General features: G+C 67.7%; 19 protein-coding genes and 1 pseudogene. 9 read left to right on the top strand and 11 right to left on the bottom strand.

The genetic code is table 11. The features are described 5' to 3' along the window. Window positions 1–21: 21 nt before the first annotated feature. From ACK4IU_RS12085 to ACK4IU_RS12075, 3 genes are read right to left on the bottom strand one after another with little or no spacing between them, the layout of a single operon-like run. Complete coding sequence (locus tag ACK4IU_RS12085; protein ID WP_409735419.1) at window positions 22–492, bottom strand: methyltransferase family protein; 471 nt, start codon at window positions 490–492, stop codon at window positions 22–24. A gap of 52 nt (window positions 493–544) precedes the next feature. Beyond that, window positions 545–1078: a YbhB/YbcL family Raf kinase inhibitor-like protein gene (locus ACK4IU_RS12080; protein WP_409735416.1), complete on the bottom strand. Its 534-nt coding sequence runs from the start codon at window positions 1076–1078 to the stop codon at window positions 545–547. Between the two features lie 13 nt (window positions 1079–1091). After that, window positions 1092–1949: a helix-turn-helix transcriptional regulator gene (locus ACK4IU_RS12075; RefSeq protein WP_409735413.1), complete on the bottom strand. Its 858-nt coding sequence runs from the start codon at window positions 1947–1949 to the stop codon at window positions 1092–1094. 108 nt (window positions 1950–2057) lie between these two features. On the opposite strand from ACK4IU_RS12075, the gene kynU reads away from it, so the two are divergent. From kynU to ACK4IU_RS12055, 4 genes are all read left to right on the top strand, one after another. Beyond that, complete coding sequence (gene kynU / locus ACK4IU_RS12070) at window positions 2058–3254, top strand: kynureninase (RefSeq protein ID WP_409735410.1); 1197 nt, start codon at window positions 2058–2060, stop codon at window positions 3252–3254. Between the two features lie 11 nt (window positions 3255–3265). Further along, window positions 3266–4477: a cellulase family glycosylhydrolase gene (locus ACK4IU_RS12065; RefSeq protein WP_409735407.1), complete on the top strand. Its 1212-nt coding sequence runs from the start codon at window positions 3266–3268 to the stop codon at window positions 4475–4477. A gap of 124 nt (window positions 4478–4601) precedes the next feature. Further along, window positions 4602–5441, top strand: coding sequence for a tryptophan 2,3-dioxygenase (kynA, locus tag ACK4IU_RS12060; protein WP_409735404.1), 840 nt, complete (start codon window positions 4602–4604; stop codon window positions 5439–5441). A 202-nt stretch (window positions 5442–5643) separates the two neighbouring features. Then, window positions 5644–6570, top strand: coding sequence for a L,D-transpeptidase (locus ACK4IU_RS12055; protein ID WP_409735401.1), 927 nt, complete (start codon window positions 5644–5646; stop codon window positions 6568–6570). A gap of 50 nt (window positions 6571–6620) precedes the next feature. On the opposite strand, the gene ACK4IU_RS12050 is transcribed toward ACK4IU_RS12055, so the two are convergent. Continuing rightward, window positions 6621–7304, bottom strand: a complete 684-nt coding sequence (locus tag ACK4IU_RS12050) for a D-lyxose/D-mannose family sugar isomerase (protein ID WP_409735398.1) — start codon at window positions 7302–7304, stop codon at window positions 6621–6623. Between the two features lie 62 nt (window positions 7305–7366). Continuing rightward, window positions 7367–8902: a helicase HerA-like domain-containing protein gene (locus ACK4IU_RS12045; RefSeq protein WP_409735395.1), complete on the bottom strand. Its 1536-nt coding sequence runs from the start codon at window positions 8900–8902 to the stop codon at window positions 7367–7369. Window positions 8903–9358: 456 nt separating this feature from the next. On the opposite strand from ACK4IU_RS12045, the gene ACK4IU_RS12040 reads away from it, so the two are divergent. Next, complete coding sequence (locus ACK4IU_RS12040; RefSeq protein WP_409735392.1) at window positions 9359–10030, top strand: invasion associated locus B family protein; 672 nt, start codon at window positions 9359–9361, stop codon at window positions 10028–10030. 50 nt (window positions 10031–10080) lie between these two features. On the opposite strand, the gene ACK4IU_RS12035 is transcribed toward ACK4IU_RS12040, so the two are convergent. From ACK4IU_RS12035 to ACK4IU_RS12020, 4 genes are read right to left on the bottom strand one after another with little or no spacing between them, the layout of a single operon-like run. Continuing rightward, window positions 10081–11280: a beta-ketoacyl-[acyl-carrier-protein] synthase family protein gene (locus ACK4IU_RS12035; protein WP_409735389.1), complete on the bottom strand. Its 1200-nt coding sequence runs from the start codon at window positions 11278–11280 to the stop codon at window positions 10081–10083. Then, on the bottom strand, window positions 11277–11546 hold the full coding sequence (locus ACK4IU_RS12030; protein WP_409735385.1) for an acyl carrier protein: 270 nt from the start codon (window positions 11544–11546) through the stop codon (window positions 11277–11279). Before ACK4IU_RS12030 ends, ACK4IU_RS12035 begins: the two co-directional genes overlap by 4 nt. Then, window positions 11543–12640 (bottom strand): UDP-3-O-(3-hydroxymyristoyl)glucosamine N-acyltransferase, encoded by a 1098-nt coding sequence (gene lpxD, locus ACK4IU_RS12025; RefSeq protein ID WP_409735382.1) that lies wholly within the window; start codon window positions 12638–12640, stop codon window positions 11543–11545. The genes ACK4IU_RS12030 and lpxD overlap by 4 nt, the downstream gene beginning before the upstream one ends. Window positions 12641–12667: 27 nt before the next feature. Then, window positions 12668–14275: a murein L,D-transpeptidase gene (locus tag ACK4IU_RS12020; RefSeq protein WP_409735379.1), complete on the bottom strand. Its 1608-nt coding sequence runs from the start codon at window positions 14273–14275 to the stop codon at window positions 12668–12670. Window positions 14276–14610: 335 nt separating this feature from the next. On the opposite strand from ACK4IU_RS12020, the gene ACK4IU_RS12015 reads away from it, so the two are divergent. Beyond that, on the top strand, window positions 14611–15180 hold the full coding sequence (locus tag ACK4IU_RS12015) for a YcbK family protein (RefSeq protein ID WP_409735376.1): 570 nt from the start codon (window positions 14611–14613) through the stop codon (window positions 15178–15180). A gap of 144 nt (window positions 15181–15324) precedes the next feature. Here the strand turns inward: ACK4IU_RS12015 and ACK4IU_RS12010 are convergent, their stop codons facing one another. Beyond that, on the bottom strand, window positions 15325–16083 hold the full coding sequence (locus tag ACK4IU_RS12010; protein ID WP_409735374.1) for an RlmE family RNA methyltransferase: 759 nt from the start codon (window positions 16081–16083) through the stop codon (window positions 15325–15327). Beyond that, entirely contained in the window at window positions 16080–17222 is a 1143-nt protein-coding gene (locus tag ACK4IU_RS12005) for a Ppx/GppA phosphatase family protein (protein WP_409735371.1), read from the bottom strand. The genes ACK4IU_RS12010 and ACK4IU_RS12005 overlap by 4 nt, the downstream gene beginning before the upstream one ends. A 185-nt stretch (window positions 17223–17407) precedes the next feature. Here ACK4IU_RS12005 and ACK4IU_RS12000 point away from each other — a divergent pair, with 185 nt between their 5' ends. The 3 genes and pseudogenes from ACK4IU_RS12000 to ACK4IU_RS11990 all read left to right on the top strand — a co-directional run. After that, complete coding sequence (locus tag ACK4IU_RS12000; protein WP_409735368.1) at window positions 17408–18085, top strand: outer membrane protein; 678 nt, start codon at window positions 17408–17410, stop codon at window positions 18083–18085. 241 nt (window positions 18086–18326) lie between these two features. Further along, window positions 18327–18629: a virulence factor gene (locus ACK4IU_RS11995; RefSeq protein ID WP_409735364.1), complete on the top strand. Its 303-nt coding sequence runs from the start codon at window positions 18327–18329 to the stop codon at window positions 18627–18629. A 7-nt stretch (window positions 18630–18636) separates the two neighbouring features. Next, window positions 18637–19001, top strand: a pseudogene (locus ACK4IU_RS11990) (methylenetetrahydrofolate reductase); the annotation flags it as partial.

Below are 19001 nucleotides of genomic sequence, written 5' to 3'. Positions count from 1 at the left end.
ATAGCATTGCGCAACATTATTTCAAACCCCACTTTTCCGCCCGAACCAGCGACCTGTTCGCGCAGCCCAGCGGTCGAACTCCGGCCCGAAGCCGGCGGCCAGCCGGGGCTCCTCGTCGCGGATGAAGCGGGTCTGGATCAGCCAGACGAACACCGCGACCAGCGGCAGCGCCAGCACCGCGTCCAGCCACAGGATCGCGCCCAGAAGGATCAGCGCGTCGGCCAGGTAGATCGGATTGCGCGAGACGGAAAAGACCCCTCCGGTCACCAGGGCCGAGGGGTTGCGGCGCGGGATCACCGTGGTCCGGGCCAGCGCCATCTGCACGACCGCCGCCGCCATGAGAAGCAGCCCGAGGCCGACCAGCGCCGGCCCCAGCACGCGGCCCAGGCCGCCGAAGGACAGGGGCAAGAGGCGCGCAATCGCCCAGGCCGCCGCGATGTGCAGCGCGAGCCAGCTGGGCGGAATGTCGATGGCCTGCAGGATCGGACGCAAGGAGACCTCCCTTGCGCCCGAGATAGACCAGAGCCGCGCGCGGGGTGCAAGCCTAGCGGCCGTAGGTCACGGTCAGCTCTGCCCGCTCCAGCGCCATGGCATTGGCGAGGAAACCCACCATCGCGCCCGAGGTCTGACCATCCACCGCGACCGCCGTCTCGGGCATGGCGTAAAGCGTGAAGACATAGCGGTGTGCCCCCGTGCCTTCCGGCGGGCAGGCTCCGCCATAGCCCGGCTTGCCGAAGTCGGTGCGGCCTTCGACCGCGCCCGCTGGCAGGCCGTCGGGGCTCGCGCCGGCGGCAAGGCCGGTCGCCTCGGCCGGGATGTTGGCCACCGTCCAGTGCCACCAGCCCGATCCGGTCGGCGCGTCCGGGTCGAACAGCGTCAGGACATAGCTCTTCGTGCCCTCCGGCGCGCCCGACCAGGCCAGCGCGGGCGAAAGGTTGGCGCCCGAACAGCCGAAGCCGTTCAGCACCTGCGCTTCGGGCAAGGTGCCGCCCTCGGCGAAGTCGGGCGAGGTGAGCACCAGTTCGGCATGGGCGGGGGCGGCCATCAGGGCCAGGATCAGGGTCAGGCGGGATGTCATGTCGGATCTCCTTTCAGGTTCCGACAGCCTGCCCCGCCTGCACCCCCGCGTCCGTGCCGGGCCGATCAGAGACGGTGCCGATCCGCTCATCCCCCCGGATCGCGCGCGGCGCCAGACCGAAGCGCGCGCGGAACCGCACCGCGAAGCGCGAGGCCGAGGCATAGCCGACCTCGGCGGCGATCACGCCCACCGGCAGGTCGGTCGCCTGCAACAGCCCCAGCGCCCGGTTCATCCGCAAGCCGGTCAGGATCGCGGCCAGACCCGTCCCCTCCTCGGCCAGCCGGCGGCGAAGGGTCGCCGGGCTCATCCCCAGCGACCGGGCAACCTCGACCGCCGTCCAGTCCCGCGCCAGCGCCCCGGCGACCAGACGGCCCACCCGCGCGGCAACCGTGTCGGCGGCCACGGGTGGCAAGCGCAGCCCCAGCGTGTCCAGCCACAACAGCACCTCGGCAACCGCGTGGTCGCGGATCGCCTCGGGCACCGCCGGACGCCGCGCCAGGTCGAGCGCGCGCTCGAAGGCCGCCAGGGCGCGCGGATCGCGGGTCTGCCAGCGCACGCCCTCGCCGCGCGGGGCCGCTACGCCCGGCCCGACCAGAAGCCCCGTCGCCCGGTAGGGCCCGTCCGGCGCGGGGTGGTTCTCCACATCCAGCGCCAGCCCCGCCGGGATCAGCACCAGCGCGCCCGCCTCGGCCTCGACCGCGATCCCGCCGCGGATCACCTTGCGGCCCCGGTCCACGCGCAGGATCATCGCCTCTTCGCCCACCACCGCGCGGAACAGCGCCCGCACCGCCTGGCGCAGGCGCACGATCCCCGGCGCGCGCGGGTCGGGGCGTGGTCCTGCATCCTCCTCCATGATCGGCGCGATGTTCATGGCCGAACTCTCCTGCCGGGCGGTCCCGAGTGCAACCCCGATCATTTCAAGCTTGAAATTTTGCCGCCTCCGCGCCAATACGGGGCATATCTCCCGAAGGAACCCGCCATGCCCATCGACTTCGCCGCGACCAAGGCCCGTTTCCACCTGCCCGAGGGCGTCGTCTATCTGGACGGCAACTCGCTGGGCCCGATGGTCCGCGATGTGCCCGGGCGGATGGAGCGGGTGCTGCGCGAGGAATGGGCCGAGATGCTGATCCGCGGCTGGAACAAGGCAGGCTGGATGGCGCAGCCCTCGCGCGTCGGTGACCGGATCGCCCGGCTGATCGGCGCGGCGCCGGGGACGGTGGTCATGGGCGATACGCTGTCGATCAAGGTGTATCAGGCGCTCGCCTCGGCGCTGGAGATGAACCCCAGGCGCCGGGTGATCCTGTCCGACACCGGCAACTTCCCCTCCGACCTCTACATGGCCGAGGGGCTGTGCCGCACGCTCGGCGGACAATACCGGCTGAAGACCGTCGCGCCCGAAGAGGTGCTGGCCGCCATCGACGAGACCGTCGCCGTCACGATGATCACCGAGGTCGATTACCGCACCGGCCGGCGGCACGACATGGCCGAGATCACCCGTCGCGCGCACGAGATGGGGGCGCTGACCGTCTGGGACCTGGCCCACAGCGCAGGCGCCCTGCCGGTGGACCTGACCGGGGCAAAGGCCGATTTCGCGGTCGGCTGCACCTACAAGTATCTGAACTCCGGCCCCGGCGGCCCGGCCTTCATCTACGTCGCGCCCCGCCACGCGGATACCGCCCGCCCGGCGCTGTCCGGCTGGCTCGGACATGAGGCGCCCTTCGCCTTCGACCTGTCCTACCGCCCCGGCGCGGGGATCGAGCGGATGCGCGTCGGCACCCCGCCCGTCCTGCAACTCGCCGCGCTCGAGGCCGCGCTGGATGTCTGGGAGGGCATCGACCTGCGCGAGGTCCATGCGCAATCGCTGCGGCTGCAGGACCAGTTCATCAAGGGGGTGGAGACGCGCGCGCCAATGCTGCAACTGGCCACGCCCCGATCACATCTGATGCGGGGGTCACAAGTCAGCTTCCGTCATCCCGAAGGCTATGCCATCATGCAGGCGCTGATTGCCGAGGGCGTGATCGGCGACTTCCGCGCCCCCGACATCCTGCGCTTCGGCTTCACGCCGCTCTACATCGACGAGGACGACGTGGCCCGCGCGGTCTCGGTGCTGGCGCGGATCATGGACTACGGCACCTGGGACAAACCCGAATTCAAGACCCGCGCCCGGGTCACCTGAAGGATCCGAAGATGCGCCTTCCCCTCGCCCTTGCCGTGACGCTGGCCGCTGGGCTGGCCGAGGCCGAGCCGATCTCCTTGAAGCGGGGGGTGAACGGCGATCTGTGGCTGAACTGGGCTTCGATCGCCGAGCTTCAGGCCGACCCCGAGGCGCTGGCGGTCTTCCCGGACTGGCGGCGCGAGGTCACGCCGGCGATGTTCGCGGCGCTTTCCGAACAGGGGTTCGATTTCATCCGCATGCCCACCGACCCCGGCCCCGCCCTGGCCGCAGGTCCGGGGGCGGAACAGGACCGCCTGATCGACGGGATGATCGACGCGGTGCGGATGGGGCTTGATGCCGACCTCAAGGTGATCCTCGACCTTCACCCCCTGCCCCGTGGCGACGAGGCCGGCGGGATGGACAGCCTTCTTGGCAGTCATTTCCCGGACTATGTGGCGCTGGTGGCCCGCATCGCCGGCCGGCTGGCCGACTTGCCGCAGGACCGCGTGGCACTGGAGCTGCTGAACGAGCCCAGCTTCGACTGCGAGGGCGTCTATGCCGGGGCGCCACCGAAATGGCCGGCGATGCAGGCGGACCTGCACGCCGCCGCCCGCGCCGCGGCTCCCGAGATCACGATCATCCTGACCGGCGCCTGCTGGGGCCAGGCCAATGCGCTGGCCAGTCTCGACCCGGGTCTCATCCCGGACGACAATGTGCTCTGGACCTTCCACAGCTATGTCCCCTTCGCCTACAGCCACCAGGGCGCGGTCTGGACCGGGCCGCCGGTGCGCTATCTCCGCGACCTGCCCTATCCGCCCTCGCTGATGACGCCCGAGATCGCCCGACGGGTGATCGAGGAGTCCGCCGCCCGCATGGCCGAGGCCGAGGGCCAGGCCGACCTTCAGGCCATCACGCAGGAGGTCGAGGCTTATGCCCGGACCGCCGACAGCGACGCGATCCATGAAATCTCGGTTGCCGCCGACTGGGCCGATCGCCATGGCATCCCGCGCGACCGCATTTTCATGGGCGAGTTCGGCGCGCTGCACACCGCGGGCGGCGTGACCCAGCCGATGGACTGGTATCACGCCTTCCTCGCCGACAAGCGCCGCGCCGCAGAGGCCGCGGGCATGAGCTGGGCCGTGCTCAGCTGGGCCGGCGACATGGGCGTGGCCGACCCCGCCGATCCCGAGCGTCGGATGTCCCCCGCCACCTGCCGCGCCCTGGGCCTGCCATGCGGCAACTGATCCTTCCCCCCGTCTGCCGCCCCGCCGGCTGGATCGCGCTCTGGCGCCGGATGGGAACGCTGTCGATCCTGAACAGAAAGCCTGCTCTCCAGCCCTGAAAATTCTTTTCACAGCGGAGACCGAGATGACCACCTGCCCCTTCAACCCCGCCGAGGACGGCGCCCAGATGGCCTTCGACGGCCGCATGTCCTATGGCGACTACCTGCAGATCGACCGCATCCTTTCTGCGCAGCATCCGCTGTCGGACGCGCATGACGAGATGCTGTTCATCATCCAGCATCAGACCTCCGAACTCTGGATGCGCCTCGCCCTGCACGAGCTGGACGCCGCGCGGGCCATGATCGCGGCGGACCGCGTTCAGGAAGCCTTCAAGATGCTCGCCCGCGTCGCGCGGATCTTCGAGCAGCTGAACTCGGCCTGGGACGTGCTGCGCACCATGACGCCCTCGGATTACACCACCTTCCGCGCAAGCCTCGGCCAGTCCTCGGGCTTCCAGTCCTGGCAGTACCGGCTGATCGAATACGCGGTGGGCAACCGAAACCTCGCCATGCTGCGCCCCCATGCCCACCGCCCCGACCTGACCGCCCGGCTCGAGGCCGAGCTTGCCCGCCCGCCGCTTTACGACGAGGCGCTGCGCTTCCTTTCCCGTGCCGGCCATGCCGTGCCCGCCGAAGTGCTGACCCGCGACCTGCGCCAGCCCTGGACCCCGCACGCGGGCGTCGAGGCGGTGTGGGAGGCAGTCTACCGCGATCCGGGCCGGCACTGGCAGGCCTACGAACTGGCGGAAAAGCTGGTGGACTTCGAGGACTATTTCCGCCGCTGGCGCTTCAACCACCTGACCACGGTAGAGCGCGTGATCGGCATCAAGCGCGGCACCGGCGGCACGTCGGGCGTGGCCTACCTGCGCCGGATGCTGGAGGTCGAGCTTTTCCCCGAGCTTTGGTCGCTCCGCACCACCCTCTGAGCCATTTCGCGGTCAGGACGAAACGGGACTACGACCGAATCTGCGGCGACTCGGCAACTATGCGGAAAAAATCCTCAATTTTCACGGCGCCGTGATCGGGTTCCTGCACGGGCACCGTTTGACCTGTGGAAAACGCTCGTCTAGCGTAAATCAATACCGCCGGCGACATCTGGTCGGCGGGAAATTGCCTATGGATCGGTTCATGCCCATGACTTCGCGCCTTCCCCTTCGCCGTGCTGCCCTGGCCCCCGCAATCCTGTCTCTTCTGGTCATGGCCGCCTGCGTCGACCCTGCCGCGGGTCCGACCGCCAGCACCGCCCCCCTGCCGAAGGTGGACGAGAACGTCTATGTCGCCACCATGGACTCGGGCATCGCAATTCCGGCCCTGCCAGTCGAGAAGATCCCCGAGACGCACCGCCGCCAGGTTGTCGCCTACAAGACCGACCAGCCGGCGGGCACGATCATCATCAACCCGGCGACCAAGCTCCTGTACTACGTCCTCGGCAACGGCAAGGCGATCCGCTACGGAATCGCGGTGGGCAAGGCTGGCTTCGAATGGTCGGGCGAGGCGATCGTCGCCGACAAGAAGCCCTGGCCACGCTGGATCCCGCCCAAGGAGATGATCGCCCGCAAGCCTGAACTGGCCAAGTTCGACGAGGTCGGCCAGCCCGGCGGTCCGACCAACCCGCTAGGCGCGCGCGCGATCTACCTCACCTCGGGCGGGCGCGACTATGGCTACCGCATCCACGGCACGCCGGAGTGGCAGTCGATCGGGCGCAATGCCTCGTCGGGCTGCATCCGCATGATCAACCAGGATGTGCTTGACCTTTACGGCCGCGTGAAGGGCGGCGAGAAGGTGATCGTGCTGACGGCGAACGGAGAGATGCCGAAGGGTCTCTACATTCCCAAGCCGCCAGCCCCGAAGGTTGCAGCGAAACCCGCGGCGGCGAAGAAGCCCGCTGCACCCGCCATCCCTGCCGGCGCGATCCCGGCGCTGACGGTCCTGCCGCCGCCCAGCATTGCCGGCGGAACCGCCGCCACCCCGGCGGCGACCCCCGCCACCCCGGCGGCGGCCTGCCCGCGCCCGCTGGTGAATGGCGTCTGCCCGCCGGCGGCGGACGGCAACTGACGATCAGGTCAGGTCGAGATGGCAAAGGGGGCGCCTTGCGCCCCCTTTTCTCATTTCAACCACCGGTCGTAGTCGCTGACCAGAAGATGCCAGGGCGCCTCGTCCTCCTCGATCTCGGCAAAGCGTCCGATCGGCTCGCGGAAGATGTTGTCGGTCAGGTCGTCGTTCACGGTCGAGACCTCGCCGATCAGCACGTCGCCCCCCTCGCCCCAGAAGGCGTGCCAGTCGCCCGGCATCAGCGTGACGCTTTCGCCGGGGGCCAGCTTCAGCTTGGTACCGGGTCCGTAGGGCGTCTCGATCCCGTCGCAGCGCACCATCCCGCCCCGGTCCCAGGCAAAGTTGCCCTGGTCGTCGCTGCCGTAGAGTTCGACCACCAACGTCGCCCCGCCGCGGTTGATGATGTCCTCGGCCTTGATGACATGGGTGTGCATCGGCGACAGCTGGTCCTGCCGGCTGATCAGCAGTTTCTCGGCATAGCACATGCCCCCGCCGCGCCGCAGGTCGGCCAGTCGCCCGTTGCGCAGCGTGAACAGGAACAGGCCCATCTCGTCGAACCGGCCCTGACCGTAATCGGTGATGTCCCAGCCACAGCGGGCCTCGATGATCGCCCCCGCGTCCTTGCGCGCCTTGAACTCCTCGGGAGACCAGTTGGCGAAGGGTGGCAGCACAAAGCCATGGCGGCGGATCAGATCGTCCGCCGCGCGCATGATGCCGTTGATGCGAGACCGTTTCATCGTTCGTCCTCCCGATTTCGGGCGACTATAACGATTGCGGACCCCGGCTCAACGCCTGTTCGTCACTTGCGCCCGAAGAGCGACCCCAGGATTCCCCGCACAAGGGCCTGACCGGACTTGGTGCCAAGCTGACGCGCGAAACTCTTGGCAAAGGCCTCGCCCACCGAATCCGACCGGCTGGAGGTTTTCGTCGTCCGCGGCTTGGGGTCGGCATAGCCCTGCCCGTCATAGCGCCGGGCGCGCTCGAACTCGCGCTTTTCCTCGGCCTGACGCGCCTCCAGTTCCGCCGCCTCGCGTGCCGCGGACTCGGCCCGGGCGCGCAGCTTCTCGAAGGCGCTTTCCCGGTCGAGCGGCTGGTCATACTTGCCCCGGACCGGCGACGCCGCCATCACCGCCGCGCGGGCCGCATCGTCGATGGGGCCAAGCTGGCTCGACGGCGGGCGGATCAGCGTGCGCTCGGCCATGCCGGGGATGCCCTTGGCTTCCAGCAGGGAGGTCACCGCCTCGCCGGTGCCGACATCGCGGATCGCCTCGTCGATCTTGAAGCGCGGGTTCGGCCGGTAGGTCTCGGCCGCCTTGGCCAGGTCCTTCTGGTCCTTGGCGGTGAAGGCGCGCAGCGCGTGCTGCACCCGGTTGCCCAGCTGGCCGAGGATGTTGTCCGGCACGTCGGCCGGGTTCTGGGTGATGAAATAGACCCCCACCCCCTTCGACCGGATCAGGCGGGCCACCTGTTCCACCTTGGAAATCAGCGCCTTGGGCGCGTCGGTGAACAGAAGATGCGCCTCGTCGAAGAAGAACACCAGCTTCGGCTTCTCAGGGTCGCCCACTTCGGGCAGGGCCTCGAACAGTTCGGACAGAAGCCACAACAGGAAGGTCGCGTAGAGCCTGGGCGAATGCATCAGCCGGTCGGCCGCCAGGATGCTGATCCGCCCCGCCCCCGAGGCGTCCACCGTCATCAGGTCGGCGAGGTCCAGCGCCGGCTCGCCGAACAGCCCCGCGCCGCCCTCGTTCTCCAGCACCAGAAGCCGCCGCTGGATCGCCCCGACCGATTCCTTCGAGACCAGCCCATAGCGCGCCGAGATCGCCTGCGCGTTCTCGGCCACGAAGGTCAGCAGCGCCTGCAGGTCCTTCAGATCCAGAAGCGGCAGTTCCTCTTCGTCCGATAGCCGGAAGGCAACGTTCAACACGCCTTCCTGCGGTTCGGTCAGCTCCAGCAGGCGCGACAACAGGAGCGGCCCCATCTCGGCCACGGTTGCGCGCACCGGATGACCCTTTTCGCCGAACAGGTCCCAGAAGATCACCGGGAAGCTGCGGTAGTGCAGGTCCAGACCGATCTGCGCCGCGCGCTTCATGAAGGGCTCATGCAGCTTGCCCTCGGCAGAACCCGAAGCCGCGAGTCCGGCCAGATCGCCCTTCACATCCGCCATGAAGACCGGAACACCCGCCGCCGAAAAGCCCTCGGCCAGGACCTGGAGCGTGACGGTCTTGCCGGTCCCGGTGGCGCCCGCGATCAGCCCGTGACGGTTGCCGTATTTCAGCAGCAGGCGCTGCGGCAGGCTGTAGTTCTCGCCGCCGCCGCCCAGGAAGATGCTGTCCATTCCGCTCGCCTGATCCGTCACCATTGCCTCTTGCAACCCCTGGTTGAACCGCCCACCTGACCGGGCCCACCTCGCCCGTCGGGCCAAACATACATTGTTAACTTCATTCTGCCAGACTCAACTCGCCGGACCCGGGGCACTGTCCCGGTCCGGCGGTGACTTCCTCCCTGTCGACTGGCCGCGCCCTTGAAAAGGCGCGGTTTTTTTCTGTCACGTTCCGGAAAAGAACCGGTTGACGGGCAGAGTTTTCCGCCGTAGCGTCCCTTCCCATGAAGTCGGCCAGTCCGACAGGGAGCAAAAAGCAGACACGAAAAGGGCCGGTCTTTCCGGCCCTTTTCCATTTTCACCCGGGGTCCGCGCAGAACCCCGCCGGGGCACGCTTTTCGCACCTGACTCGGCTTGGCCGCCGTGCTAGAGACCCCGCAGAAAATCGACCGACCAAAGGAAATGTCGAAGATGGCAAAGACCACGAGCATCGCCCTCGCCCTCATGCTTGCCCTGACCGCAGGCACGCTCTCCGCGCAGACGACCGAAGCGCCGGCCGAGGGAACCTCCCCGCCTCCGGCTGATGCGGCCACGACCGACAACCTGTCGATGGGCAAGGAAGTCGGTGCCGCCGACGGACCAGGGAGCACTTATACTGCGGCCAGTTTCGAAGCCTGGGAACAACGCTGTGTCCGCAGCGAAACGGGCAAGGATCCTTGCCAGCTCTATCTCCTGCTCAAGGACGAGAAGGGCAATTCGGTGGCCGAGTTCACCATGTTCAATCTGCCGAAGGGCACCGAGGGGCCGGCCGTCGCCGGGGCGACCTTCATCGCGCCACTCGAGACGCTGCTGACCGCCGGCATGATGCTGCAGATCGACGCGGGCAAACCCAAGGCTTATCCCTTCACTTTCTGCAACCAGATCGGCTGCATCTCCCGGATCGGCTTCACCGCCGAGGAAATCGCGCAGCTGAAGAAAGGTGCGAATGCCAAGATCACCATCGTCCCCTTCGTCGCCCCGGACGAAAAGGTGGAACTGACCATCTCGCTCAAGGGCTTCACCGCCGGTTATGACGCTGTATCCTCCGCGAACGATGCCGCGGACGAGGCCGCGAAGGCGGCGGCTCCGGCACCCAGCCCCTGAGACCCGGACGGAAACCAGTCAGGAACGGCCGGCCTTCGGGTCGGCCGTAGTCATTCTGCCCGCCGGAATGCCAGAACCGCGTTCAAACCGCCGAAGGCAAAGGCATTGGACAGGATCGCCTGCACCCTCACATCGCGCCCCTTGCCGGATATGATGTCCAGCGGGCACTCCGGGTCGGGCTCGAGAAATCCCAGAGTCGGCGGCAGTCGGTCCTCGATCAGGGCCTGCACGCAGGCGATCGCCTCCAGGGCTCCGGTCGCCCCGATCGCGTGGCCATGCATCGCCTTGGTCGACGAGACCGGCGGCGCCTGCCGTCCGAACACCTCGAGGATCGCCGCACTCTCCGCGCGGTCATTGGCCAGCGTGCCGGTGCCATGCGCGTTGATGTAGCCGATCTCCTGCGGCTCAAGCCCCGCATCCGCCAGCGCCGCCCGCATCGCCCGCACTGCCCCGTCGCCGCCGGGCGCCACGATGTCGGCCGCGTCCGCCGTCATCCCGAACCCCGCCAGTTCCGCAAGGACCCGCGCCCCGCGTGCGCGCGCGTGGTCCTCGGCCTCCAGCACCAGCACTCCCGCCCCGTCGCCGATGACCAGCCCCTTGCGCCCCCTGCTGAACGGGCGGCAGGCGTCCGGCGCCAGAACCCGCAGGCCTTCCCAGGCCTTGACCCCGCCAAAGCACAGCATTGCCTCGCTTCCGCCGGCCAGCATCACGTCCGCCGCCCCGGCGCGGATCAGCTGCAGGGCCAGCCCCAGCGCGTGATTGGCACTGGCGCAGGCCGAGGACACCGCCAGCACCGGCCCGGTCAGCCCGTGGCGGACCGACAGGTGCGAGGCGGGCGCATTGTGCATCAGCCGCGGCACCACCAGCGGCGAGACGCGGGTCTTCCCCTCGGCATAGACCGCGCGATAGCTGTCCTCCCAGGTCCGGATGCCCCCGGCCGCCGTGCCGAGGATCACGCCCCCCCGCGGCCCGAGGTCACCCGACAGCCCGGCCATCGCCACCGCTTCGGCCCCCGCCACCAGCGCGTATTGCGTGACCCGGTCCAAGAGCGGCAGGTCCTTCGCCGGGAACCGGTCCTCGGCCCGCCAGTCGCGGACCTCGGCTCCGATGCGGATGGTCAGGCCCTCGGCCTCGGGGAAAGCCAGCGGCCCGATGCCAGAGCGCCCCTCGCGGAAGGCGGCAAGGGTGCCGGGGGCGTCGTGGGCCAGCGCGTTCACCGTGCCGAGGCCGGTGACGACGACGCGCCTCATCCCGCCTTCCGGGCGATCAGCTCCTCGACGCCCTGAACGATGCTGCCCACGGTCGAGAAGTCGAAATCCGGCTGGTCGGGTTCATTGGCGTTGAACGGCACGCTGATGTCGAAGCGTTCCTCCAGCGCGAAGATCGCTTCGGCCTTGCCCAGACTGTCCAGCCCGAGCGTCTCGATTGCGGCATCCGGCGCGATCTCGGACACGGGCAGCAAGAGTTGCCGCGCCAGGATCTCGATCACCGCCGCCTCGATCTCCGCCCGTGTCATGGCTGCTCCGCCCCCGTGTCGCCGGGGCCGCCCCGCTCCAGCGCCGCCACGCGCGCGGCAAGGCGCGGCAGCCGGCGCAGGGCCTTCTGGATCTCGACATGCGTTTCCATCTTCACCGCCGGATAGCCCAGCAGCACCCGGCCTGCCGGCGCATTGGTGAAGATCTTGGTGGCGCCGCCGCAGATCACGTCGTCGCCGACGAAGATGTTGTCGTTGACGCCGCACTGCCCGCCCATCACCACCCGGTCGCCGATCCGGGCCGACCCTGCGATGCCGACTTGCCCGCACAGAAGGCAGTCGCGGCCCACCTGCACATTGTGGCCGATGTGGACGAGGTTATCCAGCTTGGTACCCGACCCGACCTGCGTATCGCGGATCGTGCCACGGTCGATGCAGGCATTTGCGCCGATCTCGACATCGTCGCCGATGCTGACCGCGCCAAGGGAATGGATCCGTGTCCAGCTCTGGTCGCGGATCTCGGCGCGGCTGCCCAGCGTTTCGCGGATCTCCTCGACGCCGGATTTCTCGGGCGTGACGAAGCTGAACCCGTCGGCACCGATCACCGCGCCGGGTTGGCAGATGAAGCGGTCGCCGATGCTGACGCGCGCGCCGATCCGCGCGCCTTGCAGGATCAGTGCGTCCCGCCCGATCCGCGCACCCTCGGCAATGGAGACGTGGCTGGCGATCCTTGCGCCCGGCCCGATCACCACGCCCGCGCCGATCACCACGAAGGGGCCGATCGCGGCACCGGGGCCGATCTCGGCGGTCGGATCGACGATCGCCATGGGATGCACCCCCGGCACGATGGCAGGCCCGGGGTCCATCAGCCGGGTCAGCCCTGCCATGGCCAGCCGCCCGCGCGGGGCGAAGATCGCGGCCTTCAGGCCCATGGCCCGCCAGTCCGCCCCCGGCCAGACCACCGCCGCCTGCGCCCTGCCCCTGGCGATGCCCTCGCCGTAGCGCGGATCCATCGCCAGCGCGAGCTCGTCCGGCCCCGCCGCCGCGGGCTCGGCCGCGCCGCGCACGGTCAGGTCAAGCGCGCCCTCCGCCTCGGCGCCAAGCGCGGCTGCGATGTCACGGATCGTGTGGCCCATTGGTCCCCCGGCTTTTCAGCGCAAGGTCTATCCCTGAACGCCGGCCAGTTCCACCCCGGCCGCCCGCAGCGCCTCCCACAGCGCCGCATCCCGCCCATAGACATCCCGGCGATAGCTGATCCGGCCCCGGGTGTCGGGATAGGCGGTGAAATAGACCAGATGTACGGGCAGATGCTGCTTAAGCTTGACTGTCGTCTCGTTGCCGGTCTTCAGCGCCGCCTCGAACTCTGCCTCGGCGTTGTCGGTCTGCCAGGACAGAAGCTCGTGTGCCAGATCGAAGGGATCGGCCACCCGGATGCAGCCGTGGCTGTAGGCGCGCACCTCGTGGTCGAACAGCGACTTCGACGGCGTGTCGTGCAGGTAGATGTTGTAGGGGTTCGGGAACATGAACTTCACCTTCCCCAGCGCGTTGCCGTCCGACGGCGGCTGACGCAGGCCGAAGGGGAAGGTGCGGGCCGAATAGGCGGCAAAGTTGACCGACCCCCGCGGCACCACCCTGCCCCGGCCGTCGATGACCTGCAGGTGGCTGACGGCGTTCGGATTGCGCTGGAGAAGCGGCAGGTATTCCTTCACGATGATCGACCGTGGCACCCCCCAGGAGGGGTTGATGACCATGTGCTCCATCTCATCCGAAAACTCGGGGCTGCGCTGGTCGGGGACGTTCTTGCCGATCACGACGCGGGTCTCGAAGATGGTCTTGCCGCCGTCGATGATCTTGGCGCGGAAGTCGGGCAGGTTCACCCAGACGTACTTGGTGTCGCGATCGATATGCATCCACCGCTCGCGCTCCATCGCGACGATCACCGATTTCAGTCGCGCCTCGGGCGGCAGGTTGATCTCCTCCAGCGTGGCGGCATTGGCCACCCCGTCCGGCGTCAGGCCATGGGCCATCTGGAAGGCGCTGACTGCCGCCTGCAGGCTGCGGTCGTAACTTGCGACCGAAGTCGGGGCGAGAAAGCCCATCCGCACCAGCCGGTCGCGCAGCGCGACGACGCCCGGTCCGCTGTCACCCGGTCCCAGAAGCTTGCCCGGCACCGCCTCGCCCCAACCGCCGGCGGCGATCTGCGCCTCCAGACCCAGCTTCGCCTTCATCAGTTGCAGATAGACGGTGGATTTCGGCTCCAGCCATTTCAGCACGGCTTCGGGGTTGCCGTTGGCGATCCGCGTCAACAGGATCTTGGGATCGATCCGGTCGATCTGGCGCAGGATGCCGGCGTCGACCTGCTTCGGGTCCAGCGCCCCCGAGGTCAGGTCGCGCGCCCAGGCCAGGTAGGCCTGCGTCATCTCGACCTCGATCCGGCCGCGGTCGCCTTCGGTCTCGGCGGCGCGCAAGCGGGCCATCAGTGCGGCCGCATCGTAGCGGGCTACCGGCAGGCCATGATCCCGTGCCGCCCCTATCGCCGTCAGGAAGGCCGCGCGCCGGGCGGCGTCGGCCGGGCCGGTCCAAAGCGTCCGGTATCCGGTCTCACGGTACCATTCGGCCACCACATCGTCGGCCGAGGCGGTGGCTGCGAGCGACTGCGTGAAGGCGGCGGTCTGGGCATCGACGGCCGGCGAAAGGCCTTGGGAAAGGACAAGGGCAAGGGGCACAAGCCAGAAGCGGCGGATGGGCCTGCGCAGCGAAAGGAAGGGCATTCTATCCTCGTTCTCAACAACTTGAGCCTTGCGGAACATGTTTCCCGGAACCGCAAGCCTTGTCCATTCACAAAGCGCCCGACAGCCCGTCCGGCCGCAAGATTGTGTCGCGGGCGGCACCAGTGCGGCGCGAGAGCGATGCAGTTCCATCACACCGGCCATATTTTGCACACGTTAAGCAGAAATTTGCCGATTGAGGTTGTGCTTCTGCCCAACCGGACAATCGGCGCTTGGGCTTCGATTCGACTTGTGCAATAACGTGGCTGCACTTGGGGAAGAAGTAGCACGAGAGCTGCGCATCGGCAGTCGAAGACAGCACGGGGACAGACGTTAGAATGACGGACATCAAGCTCAACAGCGTCTCGCGGCGCGGCATTCTTGGTGCGTTTGCGGCAACGGCTCTGGTGGCGGCACCGACCTACACGAACGCTTTCGGACTTCTCAAGGGCGCGGGCGACATCCGCAGGATCCGCATGTATTCCGGCCGCACCGGCGAAAGCATGGACACGATCTACTGGATCGAAGGCGAGTACATCCCCGAAGTGATCAAGGAGATAAATCACTTCATGCGCGACTGGCGGACCGACGAGGTCGTCAGGATGGACATGCGCACGATCGACATCATGGCCGCCTCGCACCGGCTGATGGATGTGTCGGAACCCTATATGCTGCTGTCGGGCTACCGCTCGCCCAAGACCAACGCAATGCTCCGTTCGCGGTCGCGCGGGGTGGCGAAGAACTCGCTGCACATGGTGGGCAAGGCCGCCGACCTCCGGCTTCAGTCGCGCTCCGTCTCGCAGATGGCAAAGGCCGCCGCCGCCTGCGCCTCGGGTGGTGTCGGAAAGTATTCGCGGTCGAACTTCGTCCATATGGATTGCGGCCCGGTCCGCAGCTGGGGCGGCTGACAGCCGCCGGACTGACGAAACACGGCGCCTTCGGGCGCCTTTTTCGTTTGCATTTTCATGAACTGCCCGTCTGTGGTCTGCGATCCCTCCTCGCCGCCCCCCGCAACGCGCGGCCGAATGCGCAAGAGACGCAACAGCGGGAAGCTAGGTCTGCTCCGCCGTGCCTGCCCCGCCCTCGATCTCGCGCCCGCGGTAGCCCATCGCCACCACGAACTTCTCGGAACTGTCGGACCGGCTTGCCGGGGGCTTGACGTTCGCCACCTTGCGGAAATTGCGCTTCAGCATCGCCTGCATCTCGTTCTCGGCCCCGCCCGCCAGCACCTTCGCAACGAAGGTCCCGCCGTCCTCCAGCACGTCGAAGGCGAAGGCCAGCGCCGCCTCGACCAGCGCCACGATCCGCAGATGGTCGGTTGCCTTGTGGCCGCTGGCCGCCGCGGCCATGTCCGACATGACCACGTCGGCGCGCCCACCAAGCCAGCCCTTCACCTTCTCGTCCGCGTCGTCGGCCAGGAAGTCCAGCTGGTGGATCTCGGCGCCCGAGATCGGTTCGACCTCCTGCAAGTCCACCCCGAGCACGGTTCCCTGCGGCTTCTTCGGGTTCTGGCCAAGGGCATTCACTCGCGCCACAGCCACCTGACACCAGCCGCCGGGCGCACAGCCCAGGTCCACCACCCGCGCGCCGGGCTTCAGGAAGCCATACTTGTCGTCCAGCTCGATGATCTTGTAGGCGGCCCGGCCCCGGTAGCCCTCGCGCTTCGCGCGCTGGACGTAGGGGTCGTTCAGCTGCCGCTCCAGCCACAGGGTCGAGGACAGCTTGCGTCCCTTGGCGGTCTTGACCCGCACCCGCAGTTCACGCTGGCCGCGCCCCGAGGTCGGCTTTCCCGAGGTCGTCTTGTCGCTCATGTGTAGGGCCCGTCCTCCAAGACTCCGTCTGCGCTCATCTGCGCATAGAGAAGCCCTTCCCTAAGCCCCCGGTCTGCCACCGACAAGCGGTCGGTGGGCCAGATCCGCATCAGCGCCTGCAGGATCGCCGCGCCCGACATGATAAGCGCGTGCCGGTCGCGCCCGATGCGGGGATCCGTCCGCCGCCCCTCGGGGCCAAGCGCAAGGTATTCGCGGATGACGAGGTCGATCTGGTCCGAGGTCATCTGCAACCCGTCGACCTTGGTCCGATCATAGCGCTTGAGGTTCAGGAAGGAGGCCGCCACGGTCGTCACCGTGCCTGACGTGCCGATGATCTGGAACCCTTCCCGCGGGTTGTCGGCATTGTAAGGGCTGAAGCTGGCAAGGTTCTCCTCGAAGAACCAGCTCATCAGCGCGAAGCGGGCGGAATCGTCATCGACATCGCCGAACTGGTCCTTCAGCGTCGCCACCCCCAGGGGCACGCTGATCCAGTCCACCACCCGCGCCACTGCCCCTTCTCCTTGCGCGTTGAAGCCCATGTGCAGCCGCATGATCGCCCGCGGGCGGTCGGCGGGCGGCACAGAACTCAGGTCGATCCAAACCAGTTCCGTGGACCCCCCGCCGATGTCCACGACCAGCAACTGTTCGGTCGAAGGGTTGACCAGCGGTGCGCAGGAGATCACCGCCAGCCGCGCCTCTTCCTCCGGCGCGATGATTTCCAGCGCGAGGCCAGTTTCGCGCCGCACCTGGCGGATGAAGTCGCGGGCGTTGCGGGCCCGGCGGCAGGCCTCGGTCGCCACCAGACGCATGCGGCGGACACCATGCTTCTCGATCTTCTTCTCGCAGATCCGCAAGGCCTGGATCGTCCGCCCCATCGAGGCACGCGACAGCCGGCCCGAAGCCTCCAGCCCGACGCCAAGCTGGACCGATTTCGAGAAGCTATCCACGACGGCAAACTGACTGCCCTGCGGCTGGGCAATCAGCATCCGGCAACTGTTTGTCCCAAGGTCCAACGCCGCATAGAGCGGCGCGGACCCGGGCCGGTATAGGGCTGACGGCTCATCAGCGCGGGAAACGACCGTCGGTGTCTCGACCTGCGCTTCAGTCGCGTCCGCCCTACGGGGACGCTCGGGCGTCATGACCGCCCTCCATCTGTGGTTATCCTGAAGGTAGTCGCCTTGCCCCCCCCTTGCAAGCACGCATCGCACCTGCGTCATTGTGACAATTCTGCCCAGCCCCTGCAGCACGTCGGGCCGATGACGACGCCTGTATTGACGCAAACGGCACCTGCGCCCTAGCGTCAAAGAAAAAACACGAGGCAGAGATGTCCTATCGATCCGGCCGCTTCCTTGCCGTTCTGCTTGCCTGCTGCCTTGGTGCCGGCGCGCAGGCCGAAGTTACTGCCGCGCAGCAGCCAGACGCATCGGCGATCCCGACGGACTGGAGCGGCATGAGGTTCGAATTTGCCCTTGCCACACCTCGCGGCGGAAATTTTTGGCGGGAAGGGTCCAGCGATCTGGAATTGGTGCCAGGAGACTGGCGGAACGTGGCACCTGTCTTCAGCATCGGCCGGGACTGGCAGACCGGAATGCTGACCTTTGGGGCGCATCTGTCCTTCGCCCCGAGACCGCACCTTGCCTTTCCTCAGGATGCAGAGTTCATCAATTGCGCGGACTGCGCCACGCAAGTCAGCGATGTTCTTACCCTGACCGCGCGCCTTGGCCTTGCCGCCGGCAAGACCCTCCTTTTTGCTGACGCGGGCAAGGCCCGCGGCTCGGTGGTCGCCACAAACCTCTTCGGCCTTCTCACCTATGCGGATACAAGCCTGTCCGGCTGGACCATCGGCGTCGGGGCTGAACGCCAGATCGGCGACGGGGTCAGCCTGTCCGTCAGGTATGATCATATCGACCTCGGTACGCTGCCGTTGCCGGACTATCTTCCAACTGGCAGCACCAAGATAGAGCTTGACCGGATGCAGGTCGGCATGACCCTCCGCTGGTGACGGACCAGCCCGACACGGCCTTCGCACAGCCGGGCAGGTCGGCGTCGCGTCGCCCAGATCGACGCGCCGAATATCCTTGACCAGAGTTTCCGCGGCGCTGCCGATTGGACAAGTCCGGGTCCGAAGAATACCTTCGCTGTGCCGGGTCGCATCCCGCCTCCGCAATGTCGAAAACCGACACCGGCTGTCGGGGAACGGCAAGTATCAACAGGGTCAACACGGGCAGGGGAATCACCGCAACATGGCCGAAGTCACCATCGTCTACTGGCGCGACATCCCGGCCCAGGTCATCGTCGGCAAGGGCCGGCGCGGATCCAAGGTGCAGTTGTCGGAACGCTTTGAACAGGCCATCGACCGCTGCGCCATGAAGGTTGGCGCGCGCGACACCGACAGCTACCTCGCCGAATGGCGCAAGGCCGTCGTCGCCGACCTCGAAGGCGAGCCTGACACCATCGCCGCCGACTATGCCGCCAAGCTTGAAGCCGAATTCGACACCGCCCGCATCAAGACCCTGATCGACGCCGAAGGCTGGGCCAAGGCCTGAAGCCCCAATGACCCTGCCCCCGACCATCAAGGAGACCGTCATGGCCCTGTTCAATTTCCGCCGCAAGGAAGAGCCCGCCCCCACCACCGGCGCGCTGGAGGCCTTCCTCAAGGGCTATTCCATCGAGGTCATGCCCCGCACCGCCGAAAAGGTGGAAAACTTCCGCGACATCCTGCCCGCGGGCACTCGCGTCTACATCGCGCATATCGAGACGCCGATCGAGGACATGGTCGCCACCGCCGCACGCCTCGAGCGTGAAGGCTACGAGCCGATGCCGCATTTCCCCGCGCGCATCATCAAGGACAAGGCCACCCTCTTCGACTGGGTCGCGCGCTACAAGGACGTGGGCGTCAAGCAGGGCCTGATCCTTGC

The organism is Tabrizicola flagellatus (assembly GCF_046295235.1).
GTDB classification, from domain to species: domain Bacteria; phylum Pseudomonadota; class Alphaproteobacteria; order Rhodobacterales; family Rhodobacteraceae; genus Tabrizicola; species Tabrizicola flagellata_A.
Note: the sequence above shows the minus strand (reverse complement) of the source record. Positions and strands in the feature narration are given on the sequence as shown.